Here is a 15,503-nt window from a genome sequence, read left to right as displayed (position 1 = left end):
GCAATTTGCAATCAAGGGCATAGAGTACATAATTTCGACATCGATCATCAATCGAATAAATAGTTTAAAAAATAGAACATTATGTCCATAAATTTGGAAAAAAATAAAAAACTAATTCTTTTTGACGGGGTCTGTAACCTTTGTAATGCCTCCGTGCAATTTGTCATCAAAAATGACAAGGACGATGTGTTTCGATATGCTGCGCTACAAAGCGACGTTGGGCAAGACATTCTCAAAAAACATAAAATTGATACCAAAAAAACGGATTCTATCCTACTCTATTCTCCTGAAAAAGGGATTTCCTATAAATCGACTGCAGCCTTAAAAATTGCATCTCAACTTGGATTTCCAAGGAATCTCATGAGCGTCTTTTTGATTGTTCCCACGTTTATCAGAAACTGGGTGTATGATTATATTGCAAGAAACCGATATAAATGGTATGGTAAAAAAGATGAATGTATGATTCCGACCAAGGAACTGAAATCTAAGTTTTTATAACAAAAAAAGCCCTCGGTAAAAGGGCTTTTTTAATAACAACTTTTAAATTTAAACGTAATTAATCTAAACCTAAATTTTAAATATTATTGAGGGAATAATAATTTGATTAATAGCACATTATTTTGATACCGTAAACTTATAGAATTGATAGGTGATCAAATAAAATACTCGTTGTAAGCTTTAATATATTTGATTAAATAATCAACTCTGCCAAAATCATCTACATATAACATTTTTGAGACGATTTAGAAGTCGTTTTTCAGATCCTAAAAAACGAAACATACTTTAATTTAAATGGCTCACCTTAATATCCGGTATGTTGCACGATAACTGTTTTCATATTTAGTTAAATTTCAAGAATTCTCGTTCTAAAACTTTGCTTTGAATCTCTAATTTATAAGGTTGCCAATCTGCTATTATACAGATAATCGCCGTACATGCTCTTATAATAGACTTTTCGTTCTATGGCTTCAATAACGGGTGTTGCAAAGTCAGCATCGTACATTTGGCCCATAACATTTAAACCTCCTGGGCTAAATACGTTAATTTCCATCAACTTAGAGCCTACTATATCAATGCCAACGAGAAACATACCGTCCTGAACCAGTTTTGGTCGGACTATATCTGCGAGTTCCATAATCTGATCGGTCATCTTGACTTTTTCAGGTTTCCCACCGGCATGAATATTACTTCTAATATCCCCCGATGCATTAACGCGTTGCATTAAAGCGTATTGACCATTGACTTGTAAAGGTTCGCCATTCATTAAGAACAAACGCGTGTCGCCCCCTGTAGCTTCAGTAAGATACTCTTGTGCAATGACAAAGCCGTCACGGCAAATGGCATCAATAGTTTGGGAAAGATTGTGTTCATTTTTTTTATCCATCATAAACACATTGGTCCCACCAGACCCTTGTAAAGGCTTAAGGATCATTTTCTGCTTTTGTTCTTTAAAGAACTCTTTTATTTCATTGTGATCCCTGGTAATGATTGTCTTTGGACGAAGGATTTCAGGAAAATGCTGAAAATACATTTTATTCACCGCGCCCGCCAAACTGCTTGGGTGATTGAGCACCAAGACCCCATTGCTCATCGCTATTTCACCAAAAATGAAGGCCGCATTATAGGCCCAATCACGTTCATTGATTTCATCTGCAGGGTTATTCCTAAGAAATAGAACATCTAAATCTTTGGACGATAAGTTAACAAATTCTTCTTTTTGGACGGCTTTAAAATAGGTCTCCTCACCTTTAAAAACGCGATCTTTTATAGTTTTACATCTTACGGAGAGATGCCCTTTTGAAGCATACGACAATTCACCAACCCCGATAAAAAACACGTCATGCCCTCTTTTATAAGCAGCGTATCCCAAAGCTGGCGTGGTATAATTCCATTTTTCTGTGGCGTGGTCATTTATTATAAATCCTATTTTCATTTTATCAATATTTTAAAGTACAAGATCAACAATATTCATCCCCCTCCTTAACTTTTTCAAGCGTTCCTTTGCCTCATTCCGATCTAAAAAACTTGGTAATATGGGCTGCTTTAATACGTTTCTGTAAAGTAATTCCTCAATTAAATTGATATGGGTGGTATTGAACTTACCCGAATACAGTGGCTCAAGCTTCCCTCCATTTTTAAGGTAGGCCATCAAATCAATAAGACCTGCCAAATAAACTGCATCTTTGGTCAACCCGCCGCCTCTGTAAACTCTCATACTTATAGAATAGGCCACACGATTTGGAAAAGCATAAGCTGTTCGTAACAAATTAAAGGTTTCGATAAAACTGGCATTGTTTACCATGGATTGCACGGCAATGACACGTCCTGCCAACAAACGTAATCTGTTCACGGTCAATCCGCCTACCAAATACTCCGCCATGACCGCCAAACCTTCCTGTAATTGATCATACCCTTCAAAGCCTTCGTACATCTGCTTTAAAGGTTGACTTTTACCATTACAATAAGTCAAGATATGTGTCCCAATTTCGTGTTGGATCAAGGCATCACATCTGTTGGCATCCAAATCCATCTCATTATTAATAAGCAATTTCGACTTTGACACCATAATACCGGCAACGTCATCCCTGATTTCTATACCAAGATCCAGATTTGGAAATTTCTTCGCATAGTAATCTATTTCCCTTTGTGCATGTGCTGCAAATTCTGAAGAATTAAAACGTTTGGAACCCTCAATAACCTCTCCTTTTGGATAGGTTTTAAGAATGTATTTTGCCGCATCTAAAACATCTTTCTGGATCACCCCGTAGAGACTTTCGCCGATAAACCGAAAATTATCGGTGCCGCGCTCCTCAAGCATGATCAACTGCTTTTCAATTTCGAGACGTTTTCCACGCAAGATAAAAGCAAGGGTTGGATCTTCAACAAGGTCAATAGGAATGTTGAAAAGTTTGCGTTTTTCCAATTCAGGATCTATGGCAATCAACCGATATTTGAATGAAGGTTTGACCGTGAATTCATTTTGTTCAAACTTATCCCATTCCTCGTTGCTGTTCACAGGAGTTACTCTCAACAAAAAAGACATGCGTTCACTGATCTCAGCAAGTTGGGTATCTGACGCAATCGTCGCAGCATCAATATGAGTCTTGCCAAGCATCAAATAATTCTCAAACGCATCAGTAGTCTGAACCCTTATAAATTCATAAACCGCTCTTTTGATGGTTTCTGAAAAAATGCTATAGAATTTCCTGAAAAACAAGGAGAACAGCTCATTCGTATTCGTATTCTGATAAACCGCAGGAATGGAAATCCCAATAACCAGCGTTCCTGATTTTTTAGAGGTGTTGATATCCAATAAAGGCGTTAAGTGTTTGGGATGCCTAAATTCGGTGGGAATGACTTTAGTGCTTACCGTGGACAGGGCCCTTTTTATTTCACTAAATCCCTCCACCAGTGCATTTATGGTTTCTATCGATTTATCTTTTGGACCGTAAATCTGAAATTGGTTTTTTAACGCGTCTTTATTTGGCCATAATTCCAAGATCAAAAAGGTTTCGAATTTCTCAGAAGTAATCAAACGGATGGCTTCCAGTAAATGTGCAATATCGATGCTTTCTTCAACAATCAAGTAGGATGCTTGAGTTTTTAGAAGTCTTGAGAAATACACATCGATATCCTTATATCTGTAAACACAAATAAATGGCAATAGTTTGTCAATATGCAGCAAACCATTTTTGGGCAGTGCAGCATTGACAGGTACATTTTCAGCGATATTCTGGCAAATCGTTTGAACTAATTCAGCATCTATTTGGTGTTCCTTTATCATTTAATAAGAATATATATTATAGAAATCTGAAGCATGTTCCGGTAATTGCTTCTTTAAACCTTTCCTGATGGCAGTAACAACTTCAGGATATATAACCTGACCCAGTTCATCACAATAAATTTTGGCCACTTCTGTCGCTAGGACTAAAGTGTTGTTAAAGTTATTTGTAATGAATTTTAAAAAATAGCCATTGCCCTGAAAGGTGTCATTTATTTTGGCTGTTGTTGGGATATCATTTGGCAATTTGATTTTTGACAACTGTTCGCGCCATGCTTCTATGGCGTTCTCAAAACGTTTATTATCGACATTTGAGGTTCCTAAATTCCAAGTTGGCACTTCCCTATCCCAGCGTTTCCAATTATAGCTGTGCAGATCATAAACCACACAACATCCAAATTTTTGTTCCAATTTTTTAATAAGGGCGAAAACGACTTTATAGAAGTTTTGATGTTTTACAAGACTTCTTGATTTTTCTTCTTCGGTCAAAGGTTCTTTCCAAAGTTTTTTTCCCCAAGCATCTTCATAAATAGCATTCTCAGGATCTCTATTCAAATCATATTCAAATCGGGAATCCATTCCCGAAATCACAATAGGATGAGGTTTTAACATGGTCTTTGTCTTTGGATCTTCTTCATACCAGCGCTCATATTCCGAATGTAGACACTTTGGCCATAACTCTTTTCGGAACTGGTGGCCATTATGCACGGCAGCGCAAGCATACGGGACATAATCTTCGATTTTAATGGTAAAGGAATAATCTGAAGCTACCGCATGAAAGCAGTCTTCTGCTTCTATTTTTGAGATAATATCACTTATGGATAATTTTTGCATGAGTTGAAATTTATTAGAAAATTAACCTTTTTTATCGAACATATAATGCTCACATCTTAACAAAACTATCGAATAATGTTCTGTTAGGCTCTAATTAAAATGATAAAAAATAGTTAATATATGCTTTCATTCGTCTGAATTGGGCATAGATAAGTGGTTCATATTTAATGGTACTTTAATATGATGTGAAGAAGTTTTTAGAATACCTTTGCCTGCTTATTGAAAAATCCCGGAATGAATTCAAAGTACTATATAGCAGTAATCTCAGCCTTTACCATTTGGGGTTTTTTCAGTCTTGTATTGAAATCCCTGGATGACTTCTCAGCCTTTGATATTTTGAGTTATCGCACCGTCGGATCCGTGCTTATTATGGTATTTGTGTCCTTGATACTAAGGCCTAAAGCATTGAAAACAAATATTAAGCTGTTTAAATCGCTTTCTACAAAAGACAAACGACGGATCATCGTCATCAATATCTTAAGCGGTCTGTTTTTGGCACTTAACTGGTACATTTATATTTATGTCATGAATAATGTAAGTGTGAGCGCTACGTCATTGGCCTATCTGATTTGTCCGATTTTGACTATGGTTCTTGCCTATTTACTACTCAAAGAAAAACTTTTTAAATTGCAGTGGGTTTCCGTGATCTTGAGTCTAATTGGCTGTCTATTGCTGTCCTTGGGCAATTTTACGGATTTATTTTACAGTATGATCATTGCATTTACATATGCCCTGTATTTGGTTTTACAACGTAAAAACCAAGAATTGGATCGTTTTTTAGTCTTAACCAGTCAAGTGTTTTTTGCGGTGATTTTTCTTCTGCCCTTCATCATCTCTTATGATTCTCCAAACGAAAAGACACCGTTTTTTTACGGAATGTTGGCGCTGATTGCCATAGTATTCACCATCATTCCCATGTTTCTTAATATCTATGCTTTAAGGGGATTGAACTCTTCTGTAGTTGGGGTGTTCATTTATTTGAATCCACTTATAAATTTTATGTTCGCCATTTTCTATTTTGACGAGAAGGTCAGCTTAATTGAAGCAGTGTGCTATCTACTAATCCTGATCTCTATCTTTCTTTTTAATTTTTCAGCAATAAAAAATAGAATCAATCGAAGGCGTGCAGCACATATTTGAGTTTAAGATTTTAAATCGAAAGTTTCAGCTGGGTCTTTACTTTCTTTGTAATTCAACATGTTCTCACCATCTGCTACTATAGCACATACCGCTGCATCTCCAGTAACGTTAACCACGGTTCTAAACATGTCAAGGATACGGTCTACAGGGAAAATTATAGCAATCCAAGCAGGATTAAGCCCTACGGAATCCAAAACGATTATCAACATCACTAAACCTGCACTTGGTACTGCTGCAGATCCAATAGAAGCCAATGTTGTAGTCATTACCACAGTCAACTGCTGACCTATAGTCAAGTCGATCATGTGCAATTGGGCTAAAAAGATGACCGCTACGGCTTGGTATAAACTCGTTCCATCCATATTCACCGTGGCGCCAATGGGCAGAACAAAGCTGCTTATTTTCTTATCAACACCTAGGTTTTGCTCAACACATTCCATGGTAACAGGAAGTGTTGCAGCACTGCTGGATGTTGAAAATGCCAAGGTTTGCGCTGGACTCATGGCCTTAAAGAATCCGGCATAAGGGATTTTTCTAACAAATACCTTCAAAATTGACGGGTAAGTTATGAATATCATGATGAGAAGTCCGGTTAGAACGGTTAGGGAATACCAACTTAAGCCTTTGAATATCTCTACTACTTTTCCAATATCATCACCAGCCATTTTACTTACCACACCTGCCAACAAGGCAAAAACGAAAAATGGGGCGGCTTGCATCACCAAATCCACCATTTTAAGAAATACCTCATTTATACCATCGACCAATTTTAAAACCGGTGCCGATTTTTCATTAGGAATAAATAACAAACAAACCCCAAAGAAAATCGCAAAAAAGATAATTTGCAGCATCAGTCCATTGTTGGACAAGGAATAGAAGAAGTTGTCCGGAACAATATCAATCAATGGTTGTAAAGGCGTTGTTTCCTTTCGTTTATCAGCGGTTGCCAACTTATCTGATACCGAAACTTCTCTTAAATCCTGTTTGGTCAATTCGGAAATTTGTTGTGCTCTTTCAAAAAATGCAGGATCTTTTAAATAATTGACCCCATCTTTGATTTCATGACCCTGAGAACTAGCCCAAATTTCATAATTGATACGGTTGTCTATTCGGCTTTGCTCGTCAATGAGCTTTCCAGGCTTTATGGTGTTCACTAAAATTAAACCTAAAGAAATAGCAAAAATAGTTGTGGCGAGATACAGGAGTAATGTCTTACCTCCCATTCTTCCCAAACTTGAAGGATCACCAATATTGGCAACCCCACCGATGATTGAAAACAACACCAAAGGCACTGCAATCAGTTTCAATAAATTGATAAAGATGGTGCCAAACGGATCAATCCAATTGATGGTAAACGAGCTCCAGCCCATATAGCTGGACAATAATGCCCATATAATACCGAGGACCATTCCGATGACGATTTTCCAATGTAGTGCTAGTTTCTTCATAAGTCTCTATTCCTGCGAAGGCAGGAATCTTTTTTATTATTATTTTTTAAAACTTTGAGCTTGCCATACTTAGCTATGAGATTTCTGTCTGCGCAAAGATTATGTTATGATTTTTATCTCAAGAGATTAACCAATGTTATGCGTATGGTCTCATTTGTATTAAATAAAAGATAGATTTTATATGGTAAACATTCAAGTTCCGTCTATTTATTTATGAGACTCCTGCCTGCGCAGGAGTGAGTAATCTGCTAGAACCAAGGCCGCCATTGCCTCAACAATAGGAATAGCTCTTGGTACGACGCAAGGATCATGTCTTCCTTTTCCTTGCATCTCTACAATATCACCTTTATTATCTAGGGTGTTTTGTTTCTGAATAATTGTGGCTACCGGTTTGAAAGCCACTCTAAAATAAATATCCATCCCATTACTGATCCCCCCTTGAATGCCTCCTGATAAATTAGTCTTAGTACTGCCGTCTTCGTTGAATTGATCGTTGTGCTCACTCCCTTTCATTTTGGCACCGCAAAACCCACTGCCATATTCAAAACCTTTTACAGCGTTGATGGAAAGCATGGCTTTGCCAAGTTCGGCATGCAATTTATCAAAGACAGGTTCTCCAAGTCCGATAGGTAGATTTTGAATCACACAAGTGACTGTTCCACCAATGGTATCGCCTTCCTTTCTAATCGCCCTAATTTTTTCAATCATTTGATTAGCAATGGTTTCATCTGGACAACGTACAGTATTACTTTCAATTTTTGAAAAGTCAAGATCTTGATAAGGTTTGTCTAAAAACAGCTCGCCAACTGAAGAGGTATAGGCATGGATTTTAACGTCTTTCAACATTTGTTTCGCAACGGCACCGGCCACCACCCTGCAAGCAGTTTCCCTTGCAGAACTTCGTCCGCCACCTCTATAATCGCGCACGCCATATTTTTTATCGTAGGTGTAATCGGCATGACTTGGTCGGTAAACGTCTTTAATATGGGAATAATCGTTGGATTTTTGATCGGTGTTTTTGATGATAAAACCAATTGGAGTGCCAGTAGTCTGTCCTTCAAAAATTCCAGATAGAAACTCTACCACATCCGATTCTTTACGTTGCGTCACGATATCGGATTGCCCAGGTTTACGACGGTCCATTTCTAACTGAATGGCTTCAAAATCCAACTGTATTCCTGATGGACAACCATCAATTATGCCGCCAATGGCTACACCGTGAGACTCACCAAAAGTGGTGAGTTTAAACAATTTTCCGAAGGAATTTCCTGCCATATATATTCTTTTGTGCTAATGTAATTGTATTCTTAGAGAAACAAAAATAGATTTTTTAAAAGGTTTTCTGGATTTTAACCATGGAAAGATAACAATTTCATTACAAAACCCTTATGATTAATTAATTATGACGTAACCTTCAGGACATATTTGATTATTCTCTTTGCGTATAGAAGTTTAATTTAAACCTACACCATTGAAATTAAAACGGAAAGTTGAAGTTGCAGTCATTTCAGACGTACATTTAGGTACTTATGGCTGCCACGCAAAGGAACTACTTACTTACTTGAGCAGTATTGAGCCAAGGAAACTCGTATTGAACGGTGATATAGTGGATATTTGGCAATTTAGTAAGCGTTATTTCCCTAAATCACATTTAAAAGTCATTAAAAAACTCATAGATATGGCCGCTGATGGTGTTGAAGTGATTTACATTACTGGGAATCACGATGAAATGCTGCGTAAATTTAGCGGGACATCTATTGGCAACATCCGCATCGCGGACAAAGTGGTATTGGAGTTGGACGGCAAAAAGGCGTGGATCTTTCATGGGGACGTCTTTGACATGGCACTAACTAATGCAAAATTTCTTGCCAAGTTAGGGGGTTATGGTTATGATCTCCTTATCCTATTGAATAGGGTTATCAATTGGTGTTTGGTCAAATCAGGAAGAGAGCGTTATTCTTTGTCAAAAAAAATCAAAAACAGTGTCAAAGGCGCTTTAAAATACATTAATGATTTTGAAAATGTTGTTTCTGAGCTCGCCATTCAACAACATTATGATTACGTGATTTGCGGCCATATCCACCAACCTAAAATGATGATCAAAGAAAATAAGATGGGTAAAACGATGTATTTAAACTCTGGCGATTGGATTGAAAATTTTTCAGCGTTGGAATACCAATTCAAACGGTGGAAAATCTACAATTACCAACATGATAAACTTTCTGCATTTTATGGCGATGAAGACATTAAAGACATGAATATCAAAGATTTAATAGCTGCAATAACCATCATCGATCAAAAAAACCAATAAACAGATAAACTACACATTACCGCAGGACCGAAAACCAAGTAGCTAACATTTTCCGCCTATCATAATTACAGAAGTGCGCGTCTCAAAATTGTAACCGGATGCAGCGCTTCTCTTTGTGTCCCATCCAAAATTTGATGTCGGCAACTTGTACCGTTTGCAGAGATGATAGCCGATTCAGGAGCTTTTCTTACCGCTGGAAACAAGGTTTGTTCGCCAACTTGCATGCTGACTTCATAATGTTCTTTTTCATATCCAAAACTCCCCGCCATACCGCAACAACCACTTGGAATAATGGTGGCGGTATAATTCTCAGGAAAATTAAGAATTGTAAAACTGGACAACTGATTGCGCAAAGCCTTTTGATGGCAATGGCCATGAAATTTTATGGTTTTAGCCTCTTTTGTAAATTGTGAAACTTTAATATGCCCTAATGTAATTTCCTGTTGGATAAATTCATCAATCAATAACGTATGTTTTGCAATATTTTGGGCCGCTGCTCTGTCATCTGCCAATCTTGGGTATTCATCCGTAAAGGTCAAAATTGCCGAAGGCTCAATACCGATTAATGGCGTCTCCGCGGTAATTAAATCTTTGAAGATGGCAACATTCCTATTGGCCATTTTCTTGGCTTGCTCCAAAAGGCCTTTGGAAATAAACGAACGTCCAGATTCTGAATGCGAAACAAACTTTATATCATAATTCAGCCCTGTCAAAAGTTCAATTGCGTCCTGTCCAATCGGCGTATCTAAATGGTTAGTAAATTCATCATTAAAAAAATAAACCGTTCTTATATATTTATTTTCAACTGGCTGTTCTTTAATCTTTTGAATATACCTATCTAAACTTCTATTTGAAACTAAAGGAAGCGATCTTTCACTCGCAATTCCGAAGGTGTTTTTTATGATTGATGACGTTAATTTATTTTTAAAAAAGAAATTGGTCATTCGCGGAAGCGTGCTGGAATACCCATTCAACGTGTTGTTATAAGCGAACATTTTTGTTCGTAATGACACTCCATTTGCCTTTTGATATTGGTATTGGAACTCTGCTTTTAAACTTGCCACATCCACACTGCTTGGGCATTCACTGGCGCAAGCCTTGCAACTTAAACACAGATCGAAGACCTCTTTCAATTCTTTATGGTCGAATTTATTTGCTTTTTCTGAATTTGTCAAAAACTCGCGCAAAGCATTTGCCCTGGCTCTTGTTGTATCTTTTTCATTACGGGTTGCTCTATAACTCGGACACATAGAACCTCCAAATTCTGGAAGTTTCCTACAATCGCCGGAACCATTACATTTTTCAGCTTCCCTTAAAATACCTAAAGACGCTGAAAAATCCAATAAGGTTTCAATTTCTGGCTCCGTTCTATCCGGTTGATAGCGTAGATTCTCATCCATGGGATAGGCGTCTACAATTTTTCCGGGATTGAAAATATCCTGCGGATCAAATGCTTTTTTTACGCGCTTCAACAATTGATAGTTTTCTTCCCCAATCATTAACGGAATAAATTCCCCTCTAACAATACCATCGCCGTGTTCTCCACTCATAGAACCGCGGTATTTTTTCACCAAATGCGCCACATCCGTTGTTATTTGCCGGAACATCACAACATCTTCACTTTTTTTAAGATTGAGAATCGGCCTCAAATGTAATTCTCCCGCACCGGCATGAGCATAATAAATAGCTTCCTGCTTATGGCCTTTCATCAATTGCGTAAATTCATTAATATAGTTGGCCAAATCAGGTAATGCCACAGCAGTATCTTCAATACAAGCCGCTGACTTTTTATCACCTATCATATTGCCCAGAAGTCCCAATCCAGCTTTTCTTAGTTCCACAGCTTTTTCAATTTCCTGCCCAATAAGAACAGGAAACGCATAGCTCAGACCTGACTCTTGAATATCTTTTAAAAGTAACTCGGTTTGTTTTTGAACAGATTCAAAAGAATCTGCCCTAACCTCGCACATTAAAATGGCTTTGGGATCGTCGATAATAAAAGTTCTATTTTCAGCTTGGGTCTTATTCTGCTTGGTGCAGTCCAAAATGGTTTTATCCATCATTTCGCAAGTAAACAGATTGTGCTTCATAGTCATTTCAACACTTTGCAAACAACTTTCTATACTGCTGAAATGTGCCGCAACCATCATACTTTCCTTTGGTGGCAGTGCATCCAATTGCAATGTTATTTCCGTTGTAAATGCCAAGGTGCCTTCACTTCCCGATAATAACTTACACATATTAAAAGCTTCAGTTGATTCCGAAAAAACGTCGTTCTTAAGCAGTTCGTCAATGGCGTAGCCCGTATTTCGTCTATGGATTTCAGGTTTAGGAAAATTATCAATAATTCGTCTTTGAACATCTTCCTTATGAAGCTCCCTATATATGGATTGGTAAATAGCACCTTCCAAACTGGTCAGTTTAGCTTTTTCAAAGAATTCCGCTTTGGAGACGTTTTCAAAAGTGGCTTCACTCCCATCACTTAATAAGGTTTTCATTTTTAAAACCTTATCCCGAGTAACCCCATATTGAATGGAGGTCGTACCAGAAGAGTTATTTCCAACCATCCCACCAATCATACAGCGATTGGATGTGGAGGTGTTAGGTCCAAAAAAAAGCCCGAAGGGTTTGAGGTAATTGTTGAGTTCGTCCCTTACGACACCTGGCTGAAGTGTAACGGTCTTTGCTTTTTCATCGACCCTAATTATTTTAGTAAAGTGTTTAGACACATCAACCACAATGCCTTCGCCAACGCATTGTCCTGCCAAAGAAGTACCTGCCGTGCGCGGGATTAAAGAAGTTGCATTGGAATGTGCAAAATGGATGAGTAATTTTAAATCCTCAACTGTTTTTGGATAGGCCACAGCTAAAGGTAGTTTTCTATACACAGAAGCATCCGTTGCGTACAGCGCTTTCATTAAATCATCTGTAAACACTTCCCCATCCATCTGGGTTTTGAGCTCTTTCAGTACTTTATTTGACTCTATTACTATCGACATCTCTAAAACTCTTTTATATTCAAAATTTTTGATAAATTTAGAAGTTATTAGTCAATTTAAACAACAAAGTGGCGTTATATTTGCTTACTAATATCAAATCAAAAACGTACTTTTGTTAAAACTTTAAAAACTTAAATTATGAAAAAAATATTTTTTATCGCTATCACCTTTATTGGAGGTACACTATTTATGAATGCACAAGATATTGCTGACCATGCCATTGGTTTACGTATTGGTGGTGGTGATGGATTTGGAACTGAAGTATCCTACCAACTTGGCCTTAGCGATAACAATCGGTTAGAATTGGATTTGGGGTTTGTCGGTGATTCTGACTTTAATGGTTTTAAACTTGCTGGTATTTACCAATGGGTTTGGAACATTGATGGTGGCTTCAATTGGTATGCTGGTCCTGGTGCTGGTATTTCAAGTAAAAATTATAAAAAGTATAAAGGCGATTATATTGATGAAACTGATACATATGTTTTTATTGGTGGCGATATAGGAATTGAATATGTTTTTGACATTCCATTAATGCTGTCAATAGATTTTAGACCAGAATTTGGTTTTGGTAGTTCTGCATATAATAATAACAAATTACATTCTAGTCTAGCTTTAAGTGTGAGATATCGTTTTTAAACAGACAAAAACTCTTTACGGAGAACATAAATAAAAGTAAAACCATCATTAGTTATCTAGTGATGGTTTTTTTATGTGCATTTGACGGTATTCCGTTGGCGTCATCTGATATTCCTCTTTGAAAATTTTCGAAAAATAACTTCTACTGGTCAAGCCAACTTTATAGACTATTTCCGAGATATTGAAATTTGTACTCCTCAATAACTGGGAAGCAAGATTTAATCGGATATCATTGATATAATTGTTAATTGTGGAGCCATAAAGAATTTTGAAACCCTCTTGAAGTTTAGTTTCTGTAAGGCCTACTTCTTTGCAAATATCATTTATAGTATTCGTCCTTTCGATATTTTCATGGATAAATTGAACAGCTTCTCTAACCCTAGACACTTCATATTGCCTTAAAATATGTCTGTTATCTTCATTATTCAGATCGTCTTGGTATTGTGCAATTTGGTTTCCCAGCAATTGATACCCACTACTGATCATAAAGATGGTTCTTAAAAAATAATTATCATCAAAGCTGTTTATCTGTTCAAATACTTCAGCCAGCGCCAAACTATAATAGCCTTCATGGTAAAAACTTTTTTTGGCCAAAACATCTCCAAAAATATCATTGAGATCAGATTTTATAAGTTCTGATGAGCATTCATCATATAGCATAAAACGTTCGCGGTCCATTTCTAAGCTATACAGGTTGACCTCTTGATCCTTTTTTAAACTTATGACGTGGCCATTATAATCTTGGCTTGCCACAATGGCCTGTTGGTATTCTTGAAGCTCATGAAGCACGTCTTCATTGGAAAAACGATGATTAACGCTACCTTTGGTACAGTATAAGAATTTTAAAGGATGCGTGAAATCTTTCACAAACTGAATTTCCACATCCATTTTAAACTTACAATGGTATTCGATAATGCCAAGCCCAGACTCGAGCATCATGGCTTTGATATACCCTTCACCCACATTTTCTGAAAGTTCAACAAGATACTCCCTGCAATTAAGCTGATAGGGCAGTTGAAACGCTGTAGCCAAATCTTTTATGACCAAGTCTACTGGGAGAGAGTTGACTTTTATGGTTACCATACAGTTTGAAGTTTAGACTCCCAACATTCGTTTGCAGGCAGCATATTTAAAGATAAAACTATTTTCCGACCAAACAATTTTTTAAGGTCCTAACGTAAATGGCCTCATATTGAGGTACGACATTCTCGATGGCGAATTTAGCAGATTCTCTTGTCGCATTGAGTTTAAAGGTTTCAAGCCTTTCTTTGTCGCTTAAAATATAAATAGCATTTTTAGACATGTCCTCCACATCGTTGACATCGCTAAGAAACCCCGAAACACCTTGTATATTTACTTCAGGTATTCCTCCTGTATTACTTGAAATAACTGGAACACCTGAGCTCATTGCCTCAAGAGCTGCCAAACCAAAGCTTTCGGTTTGCGATGGCAATAAAAACAAATCACTGAAGCAAAGAATTCTATCAATTTCATGACTATTGCCAAAAAAGACCACCTTATCTAAAATATCAAGTTTTTTACACAACTTTTCAGCTTCAGCTTTTTCAGGGCCTTCCCCCACCATCATCAATTTTGCAGGTATTTTTTGTTGTATATTATAAAATATCTTGACCACATCCGGAATATTTTTCACCTTTCTAAAGTTACTTATATGGGTAATGATCATCTCGTCGTCCTTTGCCATCGCGTCTCTCTGGCAATCTGTAAAATCGGATTTATGACGGCTAAAGTCAATAAAATTGGGAACTACATCTATCTCCTTTTTAATATCAAACAAACGCAAGGTGTCGTCTTTCAAACTTTGAGATACTGAAGTCACGGCATCTGAATTATTAATACTAAAAGTAACTGCGGGCTTATAGAAAGGATGACTTCCCACAAGGGTGATATCCGTTCCGTGAAGCGTCGTTACAATAGGAATGTTAATGCCCTCTTCTAGAAGCATCATTTTTGCCATATAGGCAGCATAGGCGTGCGGAATGGCATAATGCACATGTAAAAGTTCTATGCCGTACAACTTAACCATGTCAACCAATTTGCTTGATAAAGCAAGCTCATAAGGTTGGTATAAAAACAAAGGATATTCTGGTACAGTAACCTCATGATAATGCACATTACTGCCCAACAAATCCAACCGTACTGGCTGACTGTAAGTGATAAAGTGAATTTCATGACCACGTTTGGACAATGCCAAGCCTAATTCTGTTGCCACAACGCCACTACCTCCAAAGGTCGGGTAACATACGATTCCTATTTTCATGTTCTAATTTTTTTAATTTATCTATTCTTGAGGCGCCTAAAGTTTAAAGTACTTGAAGTGTCTAAAGTTATCA

12 protein-coding genes are annotated in these 15,503 nt (G+C 37.2%); 4 read left to right on the top strand and 8 right to left on the bottom strand.

The window, feature by feature from the left end:
- Nucleotides 1-81: 81 nt before the first annotated feature.
- Nucleotides 82-498: a thiol-disulfide oxidoreductase DCC family protein gene (locus tag ESZ48_RS04590; protein ID WP_129016155.1), complete on the top strand. Its 417-nt coding sequence runs from the start codon at nt 82-84 to the stop codon at nt 496-498.
- Nucleotides 499-892: 394 nt separating this feature from the next.
- Here the strand turns inward: ESZ48_RS04590 and ESZ48_RS04585 are convergent, their stop codons facing one another.
- The 3 genes from ESZ48_RS04585 to ESZ48_RS04575 are packed head-to-tail and all read right to left on the bottom strand — an operon-like array spanning nt 893 to nt 4,615.
- On the bottom strand, nt 893-1,933 hold the full coding sequence (locus ESZ48_RS04585; protein ID WP_129016154.1) for a glutathione synthetase: 1,041 nt from the start codon (nt 1,931-1,933) through the stop codon (nt 893-895).
- A gap of 12 nt (nt 1,934-1,945) precedes the next feature.
- Nucleotides 1,946-3,784, bottom strand: a complete 1,839-nt coding sequence (locus tag ESZ48_RS04580; protein ID WP_129016153.1) for a flavohemoglobin expression-modulating QEGLA motif protein — start codon at nt 3,782-3,784, stop codon at nt 1,946-1,948.
- The gene (locus tag ESZ48_RS04575) at nt 3,785-4,615 is read right to left on the bottom strand and encodes an N-formylglutamate amidohydrolase (RefSeq protein ID WP_129016152.1); all 831 of its coding nucleotides are present in this window, start codon (nt 4,613-4,615) and stop codon (nt 3,785-3,787) included.
- A 234-nt stretch (nt 4,616-4,849) separates the two neighbouring features.
- Between ESZ48_RS04575 and ESZ48_RS04570 the strand changes: the two genes are divergently transcribed.
- The gene (locus ESZ48_RS04570; RefSeq protein WP_129016151.1) at nt 4,850-5,755 is read left to right on the top strand and encodes an EamA family transporter; all 906 of its coding nucleotides are present in this window, start codon (nt 4,850-4,852) and stop codon (nt 5,753-5,755) included.
- Between the two features lie 2 nt (nt 5,756-5,757).
- Here ESZ48_RS04570 and ESZ48_RS04565 read toward each other — a convergent pair whose 3' ends face one another.
- Nucleotides 5,758-7,203, bottom strand: coding sequence for a dicarboxylate/amino acid:cation symporter (locus ESZ48_RS04565; RefSeq protein ID WP_129016150.1), 1,446 nt, complete (start codon nt 7,201-7,203; stop codon nt 5,758-5,760).
- Nucleotides 7,204-7,410: 207 nt separating this feature from the next.
- On the bottom strand, nt 7,411-8,478 hold the full coding sequence (aroC, locus tag ESZ48_RS04560) for a chorismate synthase (protein ID WP_129016149.1): 1,068 nt from the start codon (nt 8,476-8,478) through the stop codon (nt 7,411-7,413).
- Nucleotides 8,479-8,674: 196 nt separating this feature from the next.
- Between aroC and ESZ48_RS04555 the strand changes: the two genes are divergently transcribed.
- Nucleotides 8,675-9,514, top strand: coding sequence for a UDP-2,3-diacylglucosamine diphosphatase (locus ESZ48_RS04555; protein WP_129016148.1), 840 nt, complete (start codon nt 8,675-8,677; stop codon nt 9,512-9,514).
- 65 nt (nt 9,515-9,579) lie between these two features.
- Here ESZ48_RS04555 and ESZ48_RS04550 read toward each other — a convergent pair whose 3' ends face one another.
- A complete protein-coding gene (locus ESZ48_RS04550) occupies nt 9,580-12,513 on the bottom strand; it encodes an FAD-binding and (Fe-S)-binding domain-containing protein (protein WP_129016147.1) in 2,934 nt (977 codons plus the stop codon).
- Between the two features lie 138 nt (nt 12,514-12,651).
- On the opposite strand from ESZ48_RS04550, the gene ESZ48_RS04545 reads away from it, so the two are divergent.
- Nucleotides 12,652-13,149, top strand: a complete 498-nt coding sequence (locus tag ESZ48_RS04545; RefSeq protein ID WP_129016146.1) for a hypothetical protein — start codon at nt 12,652-12,654, stop codon at nt 13,147-13,149.
- A 48-nt stretch (nt 13,150-13,197) separates the two neighbouring features.
- Here ESZ48_RS04545 and ESZ48_RS04540 read toward each other — a convergent pair whose 3' ends face one another.
- Together ESZ48_RS04540 and bshA are read right to left on the bottom strand one after the other, a co-directional pair.
- Nucleotides 13,198-14,232 carry a helix-turn-helix transcriptional regulator gene (locus ESZ48_RS04540; protein ID WP_129016145.1) on the bottom strand — a complete coding sequence of 345 codons (1,035 nt, stop codon included), beginning with the start codon at nt 14,230-14,232 and terminating at the stop codon, nt 13,198-13,200.
- A 58-nt stretch (nt 14,233-14,290) separates the two neighbouring features.
- Complete coding sequence (gene bshA / locus ESZ48_RS04535) at nt 14,291-15,430, bottom strand: N-acetyl-alpha-D-glucosaminyl L-malate synthase BshA (protein ID WP_129016144.1); 1,140 nt, start codon at nt 15,428-15,430, stop codon at nt 14,291-14,293.
- Between the last annotated feature and the right edge of the window lie 73 nt (nt 15,431-15,503).

It is taken from the genome of Gelidibacter gilvus (genome assembly GCF_004115975.1).
In the GTDB taxonomy this organism is placed as follows: domain Bacteria; phylum Bacteroidota; class Bacteroidia; order Flavobacteriales; family Flavobacteriaceae; genus Gelidibacter; species Gelidibacter gilvus.
This window is presented reverse-complemented; position numbering and strand designations above follow the sequence as displayed.